This is a genomic window from Variovorax sp. UC122_21, assembly GCF_044056785.1.
Classification (GTDB): domain Bacteria; phylum Pseudomonadota; class Gammaproteobacteria; order Burkholderiales; family Burkholderiaceae_C; genus Variovorax.
The window spans coordinates 1,807,501-1,822,907 of the sequence record NZ_CP172003.1 but is presented as its reverse complement, the minus strand read 5'-3'; the positions used below and the strand labels follow the sequence as shown (position 1 = coordinate 1,822,907).

General features: G+C 65.7%; 11 protein-coding genes, 1 tRNA gene, 2 rRNA genes and 2 pseudogenes (1 of these 16 running past the window's edge). 8 read left to right on the top strand and 8 right to left on the bottom strand.

Annotation, left to right across the window (positions count from 1 at the left end; translation table 11 throughout):
- The 4 genes and pseudogenes from ACHMXE_RS09365 to ACHMXE_RS09350 form a co-directional block, all read right to left on the bottom strand.
- Positions 1-1,463 (bottom strand): annotated as a pseudogene (locus ACHMXE_RS09365) (efflux transporter outer membrane subunit).
- A complete protein-coding gene (locus tag ACHMXE_RS09360) occupies positions 1,460-2,437 on the bottom strand; it encodes an HlyD family secretion protein (protein ID WP_203207752.1) in 978 nt (325 codons plus the stop codon). Before ACHMXE_RS09360 ends, ACHMXE_RS09365 begins: the two are co-directional and overlap by 4 nt.
- 30 nt (positions 2,438-2,467) lie before the next feature.
- Positions 2,468-2,674: a DUF1656 domain-containing protein gene (locus ACHMXE_RS09355; protein WP_203207753.1), complete on the bottom strand. Its 207-nt coding sequence runs from the start codon at positions 2,672-2,674 to the stop codon at positions 2,468-2,470.
- Positions 2,671-4,677, bottom strand: coding sequence for an FUSC family protein (locus ACHMXE_RS09350; protein ID WP_395345809.1), 2,007 nt, complete (start codon positions 4,675-4,677; stop codon positions 2,671-2,673). Before ACHMXE_RS09350 ends, ACHMXE_RS09355 begins: the two co-directional genes overlap by 4 nt.
- 176 nt (positions 4,678-4,853) lie before the next feature.
- Between ACHMXE_RS09350 and ACHMXE_RS09345 the strand changes: the two genes are divergently transcribed.
- Positions 4,854-5,657 carry a helix-turn-helix domain-containing protein gene (locus ACHMXE_RS09345; protein ID WP_395345808.1) on the top strand — a complete coding sequence of 268 codons (804 nt, stop codon included), beginning with the start codon at positions 4,854-4,856 and terminating at the stop codon, positions 5,655-5,657.
- 67 nt (positions 5,658-5,724) lie between these two features.
- Here the strand turns inward: ACHMXE_RS09345 and ACHMXE_RS09340 are convergent, their stop codons facing one another.
- The gene (locus ACHMXE_RS09340; RefSeq protein WP_395345807.1) at positions 5,725-6,621 is read right to left on the bottom strand and encodes a LysR family transcriptional regulator; all 897 of its coding nucleotides are present in this window, start codon (positions 6,619-6,621) and stop codon (positions 5,725-5,727) included.
- 120 nt (positions 6,622-6,741) lie between these two features.
- Between ACHMXE_RS09340 and ACHMXE_RS09335 the strand changes: the two genes are divergently transcribed.
- From ACHMXE_RS09335 to ACHMXE_RS09305, 7 genes and pseudogenes are all read left to right on the top strand, one after another.
- Complete coding sequence (locus ACHMXE_RS09335; RefSeq protein WP_395345806.1) at positions 6,742-7,689, top strand: alpha/beta fold hydrolase; 948 nt, start codon at positions 6,742-6,744, stop codon at positions 7,687-7,689.
- A 34-nt stretch (positions 7,690-7,723) separates the two neighbouring features.
- Positions 7,724-8,515, top strand: a complete 792-nt coding sequence (locus ACHMXE_RS09330) for an SDR family NAD(P)-dependent oxidoreductase (protein ID WP_395345805.1) — start codon at positions 7,724-7,726, stop codon at positions 8,513-8,515.
- Positions 8,516-8,599: 84 nt separating this feature from the next.
- A complete protein-coding gene (locus tag ACHMXE_RS09325) occupies positions 8,600-9,058 on the top strand; it encodes a MarR family winged helix-turn-helix transcriptional regulator (protein ID WP_395345804.1) in 459 nt (152 codons plus the stop codon).
- Positions 9,059-9,122: 64 nt separating this feature from the next.
- A pseudogene (locus ACHMXE_RS09320) lies at positions 9,123-9,965 on the top strand (MFS transporter); the annotation flags it as partial.
- 25 nt (positions 9,966-9,990) lie between these two features.
- Positions 9,991-10,719, top strand: a complete 729-nt coding sequence (locus ACHMXE_RS09315) for a hypothetical protein (RefSeq protein WP_395347463.1) — start codon at positions 9,991-9,993, stop codon at positions 10,717-10,719.
- Positions 10,720-10,749: 30 nt separating this feature from the next.
- Entirely contained in the window at positions 10,750-11,178 is a 429-nt protein-coding gene (locus ACHMXE_RS09310) for an aldo/keto reductase (RefSeq protein ID WP_395345803.1), read from the top strand.
- Between the two features lie 4 nt (positions 11,179-11,182).
- Entirely contained in the window at positions 11,183-11,806 is a 624-nt protein-coding gene (locus ACHMXE_RS09305) for an aldo/keto reductase (RefSeq protein ID WP_395345802.1), read from the top strand.
- A 143-nt stretch (positions 11,807-11,949) separates the two neighbouring features.
- On the opposite strand, the gene rrf is transcribed toward ACHMXE_RS09305, so the two are convergent.
- From rrf to ACHMXE_RS09290, 3 genes are all read right to left on the bottom strand, one after another.
- Positions 11,950-12,062 (bottom strand): 5S ribosomal RNA (gene rrf, locus ACHMXE_RS09300).
- 141 nt (positions 12,063-12,203) lie between these two features.
- Positions 12,204-15,073 (bottom strand): 23S ribosomal RNA (locus ACHMXE_RS09295).
- Between the two features lie 317 nt (positions 15,074-15,390).
- Positions 15,391-15,407 (bottom strand) — tRNA-Ala (locus ACHMXE_RS09290); it runs 59 nt beyond the window's last position.

The following is a 15,407-nucleotide window of genomic DNA, read 5'->3' as shown; positions in this document are numbered from 1 at the left end:
CTAGGGCGAAGCCTTCGCGAGCCGGTCCTGTCCTTCGCCTTCCCAGCCGCCGCCGAGCGCCATGAACACGGCGAACTGGCCGTCCGCGAGCCGGGCCTCCGATGCCGCCAGCGCGGCCTCGCTGGCCGCCAGCGTGCGCATGGCGTCGAGTGCGTCGAGCTGCGCGGTCTTGCCGTTGACGTAGAGCGCGCGTGCCTGCGCCGCGACGACGGCGCTCTGGTCGCGCGCGGCCGCCAGCGCCGCATGCCGGTCCAGTTCGCGGGCGTAGGACTCGAGAGCGCTCTCGACCTCGCGCAGCGCCGTGAGCACGGTGGCATCGAAGCGGGCGGTGGCCTGCCGCGTGGCGGCCTCGGCCTGCGCGATGCGCGCGCGGGCCACACCGTTGGTGGGCAGCGTCCAGCTGATCAGCGGGCCCAGGCTGTAGCTGAACGACTCGCGGTTGCCGAACCGGTCCATGAAGCCGGCCGAACCGGCCGACAGACCCAGCACGACCTTGGGGTAGAGCTCGGCGGTCGCCACGCCGATGCGGGCGGTGGCGGCCGCCAGGTTGCGCTCGGCCTGGCGCACGTCGGGCCGGCGACGCAGCAGGCTTGCACCATCGCCCACGGGCAGCGGGCCCGTCACGCGCGGCGGGCTGTCGCACGCGGCCACCGGGGCCAGGAAGTCGCGCGGGGCCTCGCCCGTGAGCGTGGCCAGGCGGTACAGCGCGTTCTGGCGCTGCGCCTGCAGCGGCGGCAGCGCGGCGCGCAGCAGTTCGAGCTGGCCGCGTGCGCGCGCGGTGTCGATGGGCCCCACCCTGCCGGCCTGCTGCAGCCGCTGCGCGAGCCGTACGGCCTCCTCCTGCAGCCGCACCGACTCGTGGGCGCTGCGCAAACGCAAGCCGGTGGCGCAGGCCTCGGCGTAGGCCCGGGCGGTGCCGCCGGCGACGTTCACGCGCACCAGGTCGACGGCGGCCTGTGCCGCGCCGCTGCCGGCCTCGGCCGCTTCGATGGCGCGGCGCAGCTGGCCGAACAGGTCGAGCTGGTAGGACAGGTTCGCACCCATGCCATAGGTGAAGCGGCTCGGCGGTTCGTAGTCCTTCTGCACGAGCGTCAGCCCGAGACATGGCCGAAGCCGGGGCCGCCGCTCAGGGCCAGCGTCGGACGCTCCGGCGCGCGCACCTCGGCCTCGAGCGCCTGGTCGCGCTCGAAGCTGGCGACGGCCTGACGCAGGTCGGCGTTGTGCGCGAAGGCCCGCGCGACCAGCGCATCGAGCTGCGGGTCCTGGTAGAGCTGCCACCAGTTCGGCGGCAGGGCCGCGTCCGCCGCGTTGCCATTGGCCGACAGGAACGGTCCCGCGGAGGCCGCCTGCGCGGGCGAGAGCGCGGCCGGCGCGACGTAGTCGGGGCCGACGGGCGAGTGCGCGCAACCGGCGAGGCACGCGGCCGCCGCGACGGCGATCAGGCACCGATGAAGGCGGCTCATCCCGGAAGCTCCGAGCGGCGCGCCGCGGCCGCAGCCTCCGGCGCCGCCGATGTACCGAGCACCTGCACCGTGACCGTCTGGCCCGTGACCAGCCGCGTGCCCGCCGGTATCGCGTCGAGCTTCACGCGCACGGGCACGCGCTGCGCGAGCCGCACCCAGTTGAAGGTCGGGTTCACGCTGGGAAGCAGGTTGGCGCCGGTGCTGCGATCGCGATCGGCGATGCCGGCCGCGATGCTCTCCACGGTGCCTTCGAGCGCGTCGGCGTCCATCGGCGTCACGCGCACGCGGTCGCCCAGGTGGATGCGCGGCAGCTTGTTCTCCTCGAAATAGCCTTCGACGTAGACCGACCCCGCATCCACCAGCGCCATCACCGGATGGCCGGCGCTCGCATAGGCGCCTTGCCGCAGGTCGAGGTTGGTCACGAGGCCGTCGGCGGGGGCATGCACCTGCGTGCGGCGCAGATTGAGCCGTGCGGTGTCTAGCGCGACCTGCGCCTGCCGCAGCGCCACCTCGGCCGCGCGCAGCGTGCCGTTCGCCTGGTCCAGCCGCGCGCGCGACTGCTCGCGAAGCTCCTGCGAGACCAGCTCGCCCAGGCCCGCGTTGCGGTTGTTCTCGCGCTGTGCCTGCGCGATGAGGATGCGCTGGTTGTCGAGCGCGACGGCCTGCGCGGCAACGGCCGCCTCGGCCTGCTGCACGGCCAGTTCGAAACGGGCCTTGTCCAGCGAGAACAGTGGCGCGCCGGCGGCGACGAACTGGTTGTCGCGCACCGCGACATCGGTCACCAGGCCGGACACGTCGGGCGCGACCTGCACGACCTCGGCGCGCACGCGTCCGTTGCGGGTCCAGGGGGCCAGCTCGTAGTGGTCCCACAGTTGCCAGGCGGCCCAGCAGGCCGCCGCGACGGACGCCAGGGTGACGAGCAGCCGGATGCCGCGGCGGGCCCAGGCGGGAAAGGGAATGGCGTCAGGTTTCATGGAGAAGGAAGGGAGTGCGAAGCGCGGAGATCAGGTGGCGAAGACGCCGGTGAAACGGGCCAGGGCGAAGAGCAGCAGCACGTACACCGCCAGGTCGAACAGGGCCGGGTGCCATACCCAGCGGTAGACGCCGGCCCGCGACAGCAGGCGGCGCAGCGCCCAGGAACACGCCAGCGCGCCGCCGGCCAGCAGCATCAGCCCCGGCAGATACACACCGTGGAAACTCGTTTCGATCATGGGTGGAGCGCGCACTGGGCCGCTGGAAAGAGGTTGCGTCGAAGGCCCACGAGCGCGGCGATGGCGGCATCGGCAGGCCGCGCGGCATCGCCATGCAGCGCGCCGAGCAGCAGGCGGTCGATCTGCGGCAGCAGCGGTTCATCGCGCCGTGGCGCCCCCGTGGCCTGGGCGCGGAAGACCCGGGCCGCGTCCGCGAGCAGGCGGCCGACGGCTTCGGCGGGAAGGCAGCGGCGCCACTGCTGCAGGCTCGCGATGTCGGCACCCATGCGCAGGTCGCGCAGCGCGAGCCGCGCGTCGGCCCGGGCCGCCTCGCCCGCGCCCGGTGCCGTGCGCGGTGCGAGCAGCGCGATGCGGTCCAGCATCCGGCCCGCATAGGCGTCGCGCGCGGACGCGTCCTGGGGACGGGCAGCAAGGTCGGCCAGATCGAGCGAGGTGGCGCGCCGTAGGCGCCGGGCACTCCAGTCGCTGCCCACGCTGCGCACCAGCGCCGTGATGCGCGCCGCGGCCACCGCGCCCAGGATCAGCGCGAGGTTCGAATTGAGCAGGCTCGGCAGGTCCGCGCTGGCGGTGTCCTGCAAGGCGAGCGTGCCGGCCACGCCGAAGAACATGCCCAGTGCCGCGAGCGAACTGGCGGGCCGCGCGATGTAGCAGCCCACCAGCAGGAAGAACGGCGCGATGCACAGCGCCAGCATGCCGAAGTCGCGCGCCAGCGGCATCACCACCAGCACGCAGAACACCGACACCGGCAACGACCACAGCAAGGCGACGACGAACTTGTGCATGGCGGGCACCGGATCGTCCATCGTCGCGAAGAAGCTGCAGAAGACGGCGGCCGACATCGCCGCGGCCGAGCCCGAGGGCCATGCGGTGGCGATCCAGACCGCGCAGCAGGCGCAGGTGGCCAGCACGGCCGTCGCGGCCGAGCGCAGTGCCAGGCCCCGGTCGCGATGCAGCACTCTTCCGCCGAGTGCCGCGGTGCGCCGCAACGGCAGCGCGCCGCCGGTGAGGCCGGTGTCGATGTCGGCGCGCAGCGCGATGCAGGCCTGCCATTCGCGCACCAGTTCCTCGAGGCGCACGGCGAGGTCGATGCGCAATGCGCGAATCCACGGTGACGACGCCGGCCCATCGGCCAGCGCGCGAAACGTGGCGCAGGCTTCGTCGATGGCCGCGGGCGGCAGGCTCAGGCCTTGCGGCGCCATCCAGCCCGCGTGCCGCCCGAGCGCCGAGGCGATGTCCGCCGGCACCTCGCCCTCGGCGGCCCTCAGCGCCTCGAGCCGGTCCTCGATCGCCGACAGCGTGGGCGTGAGCGCCGAGAGGCGGTCCTGCATGGCGCGGAGGGCGCCCGCGGTCCAGCGCAGGTTGCCCGTGTCGAAGGGCACATGGGTCGACAGCAGGCGCAGCTGCGTGATGTCCAGCGCCAGCCGCTGGCGGTCCGCGGCCATGCGCGCGCCATCCGCGTGGGCGAGGCCGTCACCGAGCAGGTCGCTCATCCAACGGCGCGCGTCGCCGAGTGCGCGATCGAGCAGGGCCAGCAGCGATGGCGCGAGGCTCGCCGGCAGAACGAGGCTGTGGACCAGACTGGCGCCCAGGATGCCCAGCCCGATCTCCTGCACGCGCGCCACGGCGGTGTCGAACATGGCCGCGGGCGCTTCCACCAACGGGAAGCCGATGAGCGCGGCCGAGTAGCCCGCCAGCAGGAAGACATAGGAGCGCGCGCTGCGGTCCAGCAGCGAGAGGTAGAGGCACAGTCCGGTCCACAGCGCGAGCGCCAGCGTCAGCAGTTCGGGCGCGTCGGACAGCGACGGGATCAGCACCACCGTGGCCGCGCAGCCGAGCAGGGTGCCCACGAAGCGATAGAGCGCCTTGGAGCGCACGTTGCCCGCGAGCGGATGCGCCACGATGTAGGCGGTCATGAAGGCCCAGAAGGGCCGTGGCAGGCCGGCGCGGCAGGCCAGGTACAGCGCGAGCATGGCGCCCGCGAAGCTCTTGAGGGAGAAGAGCATCTCGGGGCGAGAGAAGCGAATCCTTTGCATGCATCGATGCTAGGCAGCGGTGCCCGTGTCGGACATTGCATTCCTGGCCGAACGATTTCTCTTTTCGGCCACGGCGCAACGTGCGCCCCTTTCATTCAGAGCCCCCAATTCGACGCAGCGAGAATGGCCGGCTCGCAGCAACGATCATGGAGACCATGCCCCGCCCCGAGGTCGTCCCCGAAGGCCTGGATTACCAACTCACCGTGCCGGTCATGGCTCTGCGCGTGGACGTCGAGGCGCGTGCGCGCGAGATCCCGATCCACCAGCACCAGATGGGGCAGCTCGTCATCGCGCTGCGCGGCGCCGTGTCGTGCGAAGTGCCGGGCGCGTTGTGGATGGTGCCGCCGCAGGCGGGCGTGTGGATTCCGGGCGGCACGCCGCACAGCAACCACGGCACGGCGAACGCGCTGATCTTCTATCTGTTCGTCGCGCCGGGCACGGGCGCCTTGCCGACGAAGTGCTGCACCCTGGCCATCAGCACCATGCTGAGCGAAATGATCCAGCACCTCGCCGGACTGCCGCCAAGCTACGAGCCCGGCAGCGCGACCGACCGGCTCGCGCATGTGCTGCTCGATCAGCTCGGCACGATGCCGAACGAGGACTTCTCGTTGCCGATGCCGCAGGACGCGCGGCTTCGAAAGATTTCGCGCGCCATCACGCTCGACCCCTCGGACCGCCGGACCCTGCAGGACTGGGCCGCCGAGACCGGGACCAGCGAGCGCACCCTGACCCGCCTGTGCACGGCGCAGACCGGCCTGAGCTTCGGCCGCTGGCGGCGCCAGTTGCACATGATCGTGGCGCTTCGCGAACTCTCGGGCGGCGCGACCGTGCAGCAGGTGGCCTATGGCCTGGGCTACGAGTCGCCGTCCGCCTTCATCACGATGTTCAAGAAGGCCTTCGGCAAGCCGCCGGCCACCTACATCGCCGAGCGCTTCAAGGTGGGCGCCTGACCGCGCGCGGGCGACGAGCGGCCGATGGTGGTTGGCCGTCGGCGATGAACCAGCGCCACCCTCGCGGCTAGAGGGTCGCCCCCTGGAAGGCGTCGACCAGGAAGTCGACCATCACCCGCACCTTCGCGCTGAGATGGCGGCGACTGGCGTAGATCGCGAGGATGTCGATGGGAGGCATGTGATAGCCCGGCATGACCTCGACGAGTCGGCCGGCCCGCACGTCCTCGCCGAGGACGAAGCTCGGCTGCCAGATGACGCCGGCGCCGGCGAGCGCCGCGGCGCGCGCGGTCTGGCCGTTGTTGGCGCGCAGGGCCCAGCGCACGCGGACCGATTCCAGCGTTCCGCCGGGACCGGCGAACTGCCACTCGTCAGAGGTCGCGCCGTAGGTGTAGCCCAGGCACGGGTGCCGTGACAGGTCCGCGGGCACCTCGGGCATGCCGTGCTTCGCGAGGTAGTCGGGCGAGGCGCACACGAGGTTCTGCGAGCGGCCCAAGTGGCGCGCGATGTGATTGCCCGACGTGGTCCGCGAGATGCGGATGGCCAGGTCGTAGCCCTCCTCGACGATGTCGACCACGCGATCGATGAGGGCGATGTCGAGCTCGACGTCGGGGTACTTCGCCATGAACTTCGGCCACAGCGGCGCCAGCACGAGGCTGCCGAAGCTCAGCGGCGCATCGAGGCGCAGGCGCCCGCGCGGCTGCAGCGACGCGGTGGTCGCGAGCGCTTCGGTCTCGGCCACCTCCTCGAGGATCGACTTCGCCCGGTCGAACAGGGCCTCGCCGCCTTCGGTGAGCGACAGCCGGCGCGAAGTGCGGTTGATCAGCCGCGTGCGCAGGTGCGCTTCGAGCTCGTTGACGTAGCGCGTCACGTTGGCCGGGGAGGTGTCGAGCGCATCGGCCGCCTTGACGAAGCTGCCGCGCGCGACCACGGTCACGAACACCTCGTACGCACGCAATCGGTCCATGGCCAGGGGCTCCAATCATTCATGAAAGCTGAATGAGTAAACCACTTTTGGGGCCTTTCTGGAAGTGAAGCTGAATCATAAATTCGCTTCACCCCCAAACACAGACCGAAAGGCCCAGACATGAACACCACCCATCCCGCCCCCACCCGCCGCGCGCTGATCGCCGGCGCCGCCGCCTTCGGCGCCACGCTGAGCTTCGGCTCGGTGGCGCACGCCGCGCCCGCCGTCGACGCGGTACCGGGCTTCCGCGCCGGCAGCGCCGAGGTGAACGGCACCCGCATCAACTACCGCATCGGCGGCACCGGGCCGGCCATCGTGCTGCTGCACGGCTACGCCGAGACCGGCCACATGTGGAACCCGCTGATGCCGCTGCTGGCGAAGACGCACACCGTGGTCGTGCCCGATATGCGCGGCGCCGGCAATTCGTCGAAGCCCGAGAGCGGCTACGGCAAGAAGAACATGGCGGTCGACATCCACGAGCTCGTCAAGTCGCTCGGCATCCGCAACGTGAGCATCGTCGGCCACGACATCGGCCTGATGGTGGCCTACGCCTATGCCGCGCAGTTCCCCTCGGAGACCGACAAGGTGGTGCTCATGGACGCCTTCCTGCCCGGCATCGGCCAATGGCAGAACGTCTGGCTGCTGCGCGACCTCTGGCACTTCCATTTCCACGGCGCGACGCCGCTGGCGCTGGTGCACGGACGCGAGCGCATCTACTTCGAGCATTTCTGGAACGACTTCGCGGCCGACCCCAAGCGCTCGGTGCCCGAGGCCGATCGCCGCTTCTATGCCAAGGCCTATGCGCAGCCCGGCGGCATGCGCGCCGGCTTCGAATACTTCAAGGCCTTCGAGCAGGACGCGGCCGAGTTCGCCGAACTGGGCAAGACGCCGCTGCCCATGCCGATGCTGGTTCTCTCCGGGGAAAAGGCCGGTGGCACCTTCCTGATCGAACAGGGCAAGATGGTCGCGACCAACGTGCAGGGCGTGATCGTCAAGGGGTCCGGTCACTGGCTGATGGAAGAGGCGCCCGACCAGGTCATTCCCGCGCTGGTCAATTTCGTGGGCTGACACCCGTCTCGTCATCGACACAAGGAGCATCGACATGGATCTTCAACTGAAGGGCAAGCTGGCCCTGGTCAGCGGCAGCACCGCCGGCATCGGCTATGCGATCGCGCACACGCTGGCCCGCGAGGGCGCCAGCGTCATCGTCAACGGCCGGTCGCAGGCATCGGTCGACGAGGCGGTGGAGCGCATCCGCTCGCAGACGCAGGGCACGGTCGTCGGCTACGCCGGGGACCTCAGCCGCGCCGACGCCGCCGAGGAGGTCGTGCACCGTCACCCCGGCATCGGCATCCTCGTCAACAACCTCGGCATCTTCGAGGCCAAGGCCTTCGAGGAGATCCCCGACGAGGATTGGCTGCGCTTCTTCGACGTCAACGTGCTGAGCGGCGTGCGGCTCGCGCGCCTGGTGCTGCCGGAGATGAAGCGGGCGAACTGGGGCAGGATCATCTTCATCTCGAGCGAAAGCGCGGTGCAGATACCGACCGAGATGATCCACTACGGCATGACGAAGACCGCGCAGCTCGCGGTGTCGCGCGGGCTCGCGGAATCGGTGGCCGGCACGAACATCACGGTGAACAGCGTGCTTCCGGGTCCGACGAAATCGCGCGGCGTCGGCGACTTCGTCGAGGGCATGGCGCGCTCGAGCAGCAAGAGCTTCGAGCAGGTCGAGGCGGAGTTCTTCGAGCAGATCCGCCCGACCTCGCTGATCAAGCGCTTCGCGACGCCGCAGGAGGTGGCTTCGCTCGTGGCCTATGTGGCGAGCCCGCTGGCGTCGGCGACCACGGGCGCGTCGCTGCGCGTGGACGGCGGCGTGGTCAAGAGCGCCTTCTGACGAAGACGAGGTGAACGGCCGGTAGCGTCCCGCGCGGAGACACTACCGGCCTCGCGGTTTATGGGCATATACCCATAATTGCGCATGACCTCCGCCCATCACCACCACGGCATGTGCTGCAGCACCGCGCTGCGCAAGGCCACGCGCCGCGTCACGCAGCTCTATGACGAGGCGCTGGCACCGGTGGGGCTGCGCTCCACGCAGTACTCGATCCTGATGGAGCTGAGCCGGCGCGCCAGCGAGGCGCCGAGCCTGCAGGTGCTGGCCGATGCGCTGGTGATGGACCGCTCCGCCCTCGGCCACACCCTGCGCCCGCTGGAACGCGACGGCCTGCTGGCACTGCAGCCTGGCGAGTCGGACCGCCGCCAACGCCAGGTGGTGCTGACGCGCAAGGGCCAGGCGCTCGTCGCCCGCGCGCAGCCGCTGTGGCAGCGCGCGCAGGACCGCTTCTGCGAGGCGTTCGGCGAAGCGGAGGCGGCGCTGTTGCGCGTCACCTTGCTGGACATTGCCGCGGACGAGCGGCTGAGCTTGCGGGCGTCCTGATTTCCGGGTTTTCATTCACCGCCTTTTTTGTTGGCCCCGAATATGGGCATATGCCCCTAAATTCATGAGCACCCTTCCTCCATCCCCTGCCGCCGCGCAGGATTCGCGTCGACAGCGCGCCGTCCTGCTGGTGGCCTCTATGGTGTGCTCGCTGGTGATGCTCGACACCAACGTGGTCGCGGTTGCCCTGCCCACCATCGCGCACACGCTCCATGCCGAGTTCGCGGACATGCAATGGGTGATCACCGCATACATGCTGCCCTTCGCGGCCCTGCTGATGGCTGCGGGCTCGCTGTGCGACCGGTACGGCCGGCGACGCATCATGGTGATCGGGCAGCTGCTCTTCGTCGGCGCTTCGCTGTTCTGCGGCACGGCGCCGGCCGCCTGGGTGCTGAATGTGTCGCGGGCATTCCAGGGCGTCGGCGCGGCCCTGCTGCTGACGGCGGCTCTGGCGGTGATCAACCACGGCTTCCAGGGAGCGGCGCGCGCACGGGCCTACGCGTTCTGGGGCGCCTGCCTCGGCATCGCGATCACCTGCGGACCCATCCTCGGCGGCGTGATCTCCAGCACCATCGGCTGGCACTGGGTGTTCCTCATCAACCTGCCGATCGGCGTGGTGCTGATCGCGGCCACGCTGCGGGTGGTGGAGGAGTCGCGCGACAAGGAAGCCGTTCGCCTGGACTATGGCGGCGTCGCCACCTTCAGCGGTGCGCTGTTCCTGCTGACCTGGGCGGCCATCGACGGCAACGCGCTGGGCTGGACCTCGGCCGCGGTACTGGGGCGCCTGATCGGTGGCGTGGTGCTGCTCGAGGCCTTCGTGGTGATCGAGGGCCTGCAGTCGAGGCCCATGGTCGACTTCAGGCTGCTGCGCTCACCGGCCTTCGTCGGCAGCGCCTTTGCGATGGTGGGCTACGCGGCGGGGGGCGCAGGTGATGCTGTTCTATCTGCCGCTGTATCTGCAGAACGCCTTCGGCCTGTCACCCGCCAGCGCCGGCATCTCGATGCTGCCGTTCGCGCTGCCCATGTTCCTGGTGCCGCGCATCGCGGCGCACTACACGGCCGGGTGGACGTCGCGCGCGTTGCTCTGCCTGGGCCTGGGACTGAGCGGCACGGCGAACGCGGCCATGGCGTTGTTGGCCACCGGCGGCGCGGGCTACCTTGCCTTCGCCTGTGCGATGACGCTCGCGGGCACCGGCGCCGGCCTGCTCAACGGCGAGACGGCCAAGGCCATGCAGGGCGCGATCCTGCCGCAGCGCGCAGGCATGGCCTCGGGGCTGGCCGGCACCACGCGCTTCAGCGGTCTGCTGGCGGGCGTGGCCGGATCGGGCGCGGTGCTGGTGGCCGTGGCCAGTGCGGACTTCGAGCGCACGGCCCGGCAGTGGCCGTTGGCGCCCGCGCTGGCGCGGGACGTGGCCAAGCGCTTCAGCGCGGGCGATGTGGCGGGGGCGCTGCACGCCTTGCAGGCGCTTCCGGCCGACGCGGCCGCGGCCGCCGCAACCGCGTTGCGATATGCATTCGGCACCGGATTCGCGGCCGCGGCGTGGTCCGCCGCCGGCGTGGCCGTGGTCGCGCTGGTGCTGACACGGCTGTTGATGCCCGGCCGCGATGTCCATGCGGCGAACGGGATGCAGGAGGCGCACATGGTGGCGCCAGGTGAGTGATCGATCGTCCATCCACGAAGGAGAAATCCCATGCGCTATCGTCTTCTCGGCCGCAAGTCCGGCCTCCGTGTCTCTGAACTCGCTCTCGGTGTCGCCCTGTTCGGCACGGGCTGGGGCTACGGCTCCGAACATGCCGAGGCGCGCCAGGTGTTCGACCGCTACCTCGAGGCCGGCGGCAATTTCTTCGACACCGCCGACGGCTACCAGTTCGGCCAGTCCGAATCCATGCTGGGCGAGCTCATCGCGCCGATCCGCGACGACATCGTGGTGGCGACCAAGTACAGCGGCGGCGCGGCGAAGGAGCCGACCTTGGCGAAGACCGGCAACAGCCGCAAGAACCTCGTCTACTCCGTCGAGCAGAGCCTGCAACGGCTCAAGACGGATCGCGTCGATCTGCTGTGGGTCCATCACTCTGACAACGTCACGCCCACCGAGGAGATTCTCCCGGGGGCTCGATGACCTCGTGCGCGCAGGCAAGATCCTCTACGCCGGCTTCTCGAACTTTCCGGCCTGGCGCGTCGCGCGCGCGGATCTGCTGGCGGAGCTGCGCGGCTGGTCGCCGTTGGCGGGCGTGCAGTTCGAGTACAGCCTGATCGAACGCAGCGCCGACCGGGAGCTGCTGCCGATGGCCGAAGCGCTGGGCCTGGCGGCCGCTGTGTGGTCTCCGCTCGGAGGCGGCCTGCTCACGGGCAAGTACCGCAACGGTGAGCAGGGCCGGCTGCAGGGCATGGGCCGGGTCATTCGAACCGAGAAGACCGGACGCGACGCGGCCGTCGTGGATGCCGTGATCGATGCGGGCGCGCAGCTCGGGCGTTCGCCGGCCGAAGTGGCGCTGGCATGGCTCGGCAGCAAGGCAAGGACTTCCACCACATCGATCATTCCGATCATCGGGCCGCGCACGGTGGAGCAGCTCGACAACAACCTTCTGGCACTCGACCTGACGCTGCCGCAGGACTTGGTGGACCGGCTCGATCAAGTCAGCCAGATCGCTCCTGGGGTTCCGTTCGAAGTCAATGCGGAGACGCTTCCGCGGATGCTGGGCGGACGTCCTCACCTGGTGGATTTGCCCGCCTTCAAAGTTGCCTGATCAGCTTCTCGCGTATCGGCAATTGAATTGCCAATAAAAAAAGCGCCCTGTCGGGAACGGGGGCGCTTTTTTCTGCTTCTTCTTTTGCATGCGCAAAGAAAAAAGCCCCAACCGTTTGGTTGGGGCTTTTTTTGGCTGTAAGAGCCTGACGATGACCTACTTTCACACGGGAACCCGCACTATCATCGGCGCTGAGTCGTTTCACTGTCCTGTTCGGGATGGGAAGGAGTGGTACCAACTCGCTATGGTCATCAGGCATAAACGGTTGCCCGGCTGATCACGTGATCAACCAAGCGAATTCATAGAGTTTTGAATCAGCACGCGCGGTGGCGTTATTTGAATGTATTTTGAATGCGTCAACTTGGCATAACACCTTGATCTGACTGATCAAAGTTATAGGGTCAAGCCGCACGAGCAATTAGTATCAGTTAGCTTAACGCATTACTGCGCTTCCACACCTGACCTATCAACGTCCTGGTCTTGAACGACTCTTCAGGGGGCTCGAGGCCCCGGCAGATCTCATCTTGAAACGAGTTTCCCGCTTAGATGCTTTCAGCGGTTATCTCTTCCACACTTAGCTACTCGGCAATGCCACTGGCGTGACAACCGATACACCAGAGGTGTGTCCACTCCGGTCCTCTCGTACTAGGAGCAGGCTTCCTCAAATCTGCAGCGCCCACGGAAGATAGGGACCAAACTGTCTCACGACGTTTTAAACCCAGCTCACGTACCTCTTTAAATGGCGAACAGCCATACCCTTGGGACCGGCTACAGCCCCAGGATGAGATGAGCCGACATCGAGGTGCCAAACACCGCCGTCGATATGAACTCTTGGGCGGTATCAGCCTGTTATCCCCAGAGTACCTTTTATCCGTTGAGCGATGGCCCTTCCATACAGAACCACCGGATCACTATGTCCTGCTTTCGCATCTGCTCGACTTGTCAGTCTCGCAGTTAAGCACGCTTATGCCATTGCACTATCGTCACGATGTCCGACCGTAACTAGCGTACCTTCGAACTCCTCCGTTACGCTTTGGGAGGAGACCGCCCCAGTCAAACTGCCTACCATGCACTGTCCCCGATCCAGATAATGGACCTAGGTTAGAACCTCAAACACACCAGGGTGGTATTTCAACGTTGGCTCCACAAGATCTAGCGACCCTGCTTCAAAGCCTCCCACCTATCCTACACAGATCTGTTCAAAGTCCAATACAAAGCTACAGTAAAGGTTCATGGGGTCTTTCCGTCTTTCCGCGGGGAGATTGCATCATCACAAACATTTCAACTTCGCTGAGTCTCAGGAGGAGACAGTGTGGCCATCGTTACGCCATTCGTGCAGGTCGGAACTTACCCGACAAGGAATTTCGCTACCTTAGGACCGTTATAGTTACGGCCGCCGTTTACTGGGACTTCAATCAAGAGCTTGCACCCCATCATTTAATCTTCCAGCACCGGGCAGGCGTCACACCCTATACGTCCACTTTCGTGTTTGCAGAGTGCTGTGTTTTTAATAAACAGTCGCAGCCACCGATTTTTTGCAACCCATTCATGCTCCGTTGTTCACTTCACACTAATAGGGCACACCTTCTTCCGAAGTTACGGTGTCAATTTGCCGAGTTCCTTCTCCTGAGTTCTCTCAAGCGCCTTAGAATACTCATCTCGCGCACCAGTGTCGGTTTGCGGTACGGTCGTATACAGCTGAAGCTTAGTGGCTTTTCCTGGAACCTCGTTCAGTCACTTCGCGAGCAAGCTCGCTCGATCGTTGGCCTCGGTATATGTGCACCGGATTTGCCTAATGCACGCCTACATCCAACTAAACCGGGATATCCAACACCCGGATGACCTATTAAGATCCGTCCCCACATCGCACTGTATAACGGTACAGGAATATTGACCTGTTTCCCATCAGCTACGCATCTCTGCCTCGCCTTAGGGGCCGACTCACTCTACGCCGATGAACGTTGCGTAGAAAACCTTGCGCTTACGGCGAGGGGGCTTTTCACCCCCTTTAACGCTACTCATGTCAGCATTCGCACTTCTGATACCTCCAGCACGCTTTACAACGCACCTTCACAGGCTTACAGAACGCTCTCCTACCACTTGCAATAAATTGCAAATCCGCAGCTTCGGTAACTGGCTTAGCCCCGTTACATCTTCCGCGCAGGACGACTCGATCAGTGAGCTATTACGCTTTCTTTAAATGATGGCTGCTTCTAAGCCAACATCCTGACTGTTTTAGCCTTCCCACTTCGTTTCCCACTTAGCCAATTTTAGGGACCTTAGCTGGCGGTCTGGGTTGTTTCCCTCTTGAGTCCGGACGTTAGCACCCGGTGCTCTGTCTCCCAAGCTGTACTCTTCGGTATTCGGAGTTTGCCTTGGTTTGGTAAGTCGCCATGACCCCCTAGCCAAAACAGTGCTCTACCCCCGAAGGTAATACTTGAGGCACTACCTAAATAGTTTTCGGAGAGAACCAGCTATTTCCAAGTTTGTTTAGCCTTTCACCCCTATCCACAGCTCATCCGCTAGTTTTGCAACACTAGTCGGTTCGGACCTCCAGTACCTGTTACGGCACCTTCATCCTGGCCATGGATAGATCACTTGGTTTCGGGTCTACACCCAGCGACTGATCGCCCTATTCGGACTCGATTTCTCTACGGCTTCCCTATTCGGTTAACCTTGCCACTGAATGTAAGTCGCTGACCCATTATACAAAAGGTACGCAGTCACCCTTGCGGGCTCCTACTTTTTGTAAGCACGCGGTTTCAGGATCTATTTCACTCCCCTCCCGGGGTTCTTTTCGCCTTTCCCTCACGGTACTAGTTCACTATCGGTCGATGATGAGTATTTAGCCTTGGAGGATGGTCCCCCCATATTCAGACAGGATTACACGTGTCCCGCCCTACTTTTCGCTAGCTCAGTACCACACAAGTCTTTTAACGTACGGGGCTGTCACCACTATGGCCGGCCTTTCCAAGCCGTTCTGATAAGTCTTGTGCTATCACTAGCAGGCTCTTCCGATTTCGCTCGCCACTACTTTCGGAATCTCGGTTGATGTCTTTTCCTCGAGCTACTGAGATGTTTCAGTTCACCCGGTTCGCCTCGCATGACTATGTATTCATCATGCGATACCTTTCGGTGGGTTTCCCCATTCGGAAATCTCCGGATCAAAGCTAATTTGCCAGCTCCCCGAAGCTTATCGCAGGCTATCACGTCCTTCGTCGCCTATCATCGCCAAGGCATCCACCACGTGCTCTTATTCACTTGACCCTATAACTTTGACGTTTCTTCACAGAAACCAAAGTCAATCAAGGAATTGCCAGGTCTTTCACCTGGCGCGTTATGCCGTCTTCATAAATCGATTTGACTCGAAATTGAAGTTCATATTGACGCAATCAAAAATTCAAGTTGCTGACGGCACGGTGAGCCATGAAGCTCTTTCCGTCAGCAACGCTGATTCAACTCTATGAATTTTTAAAGAACAGCCGATTGATCAGGAGATCCCGATCAACAACAAAGAAGCCTCATGCCTTCGCAGGAAGCCGCTTTGGTGTTGAAACGTTCCGAGGGGAACCGATGATTGGTTGTGGTGGAGGATGACGGG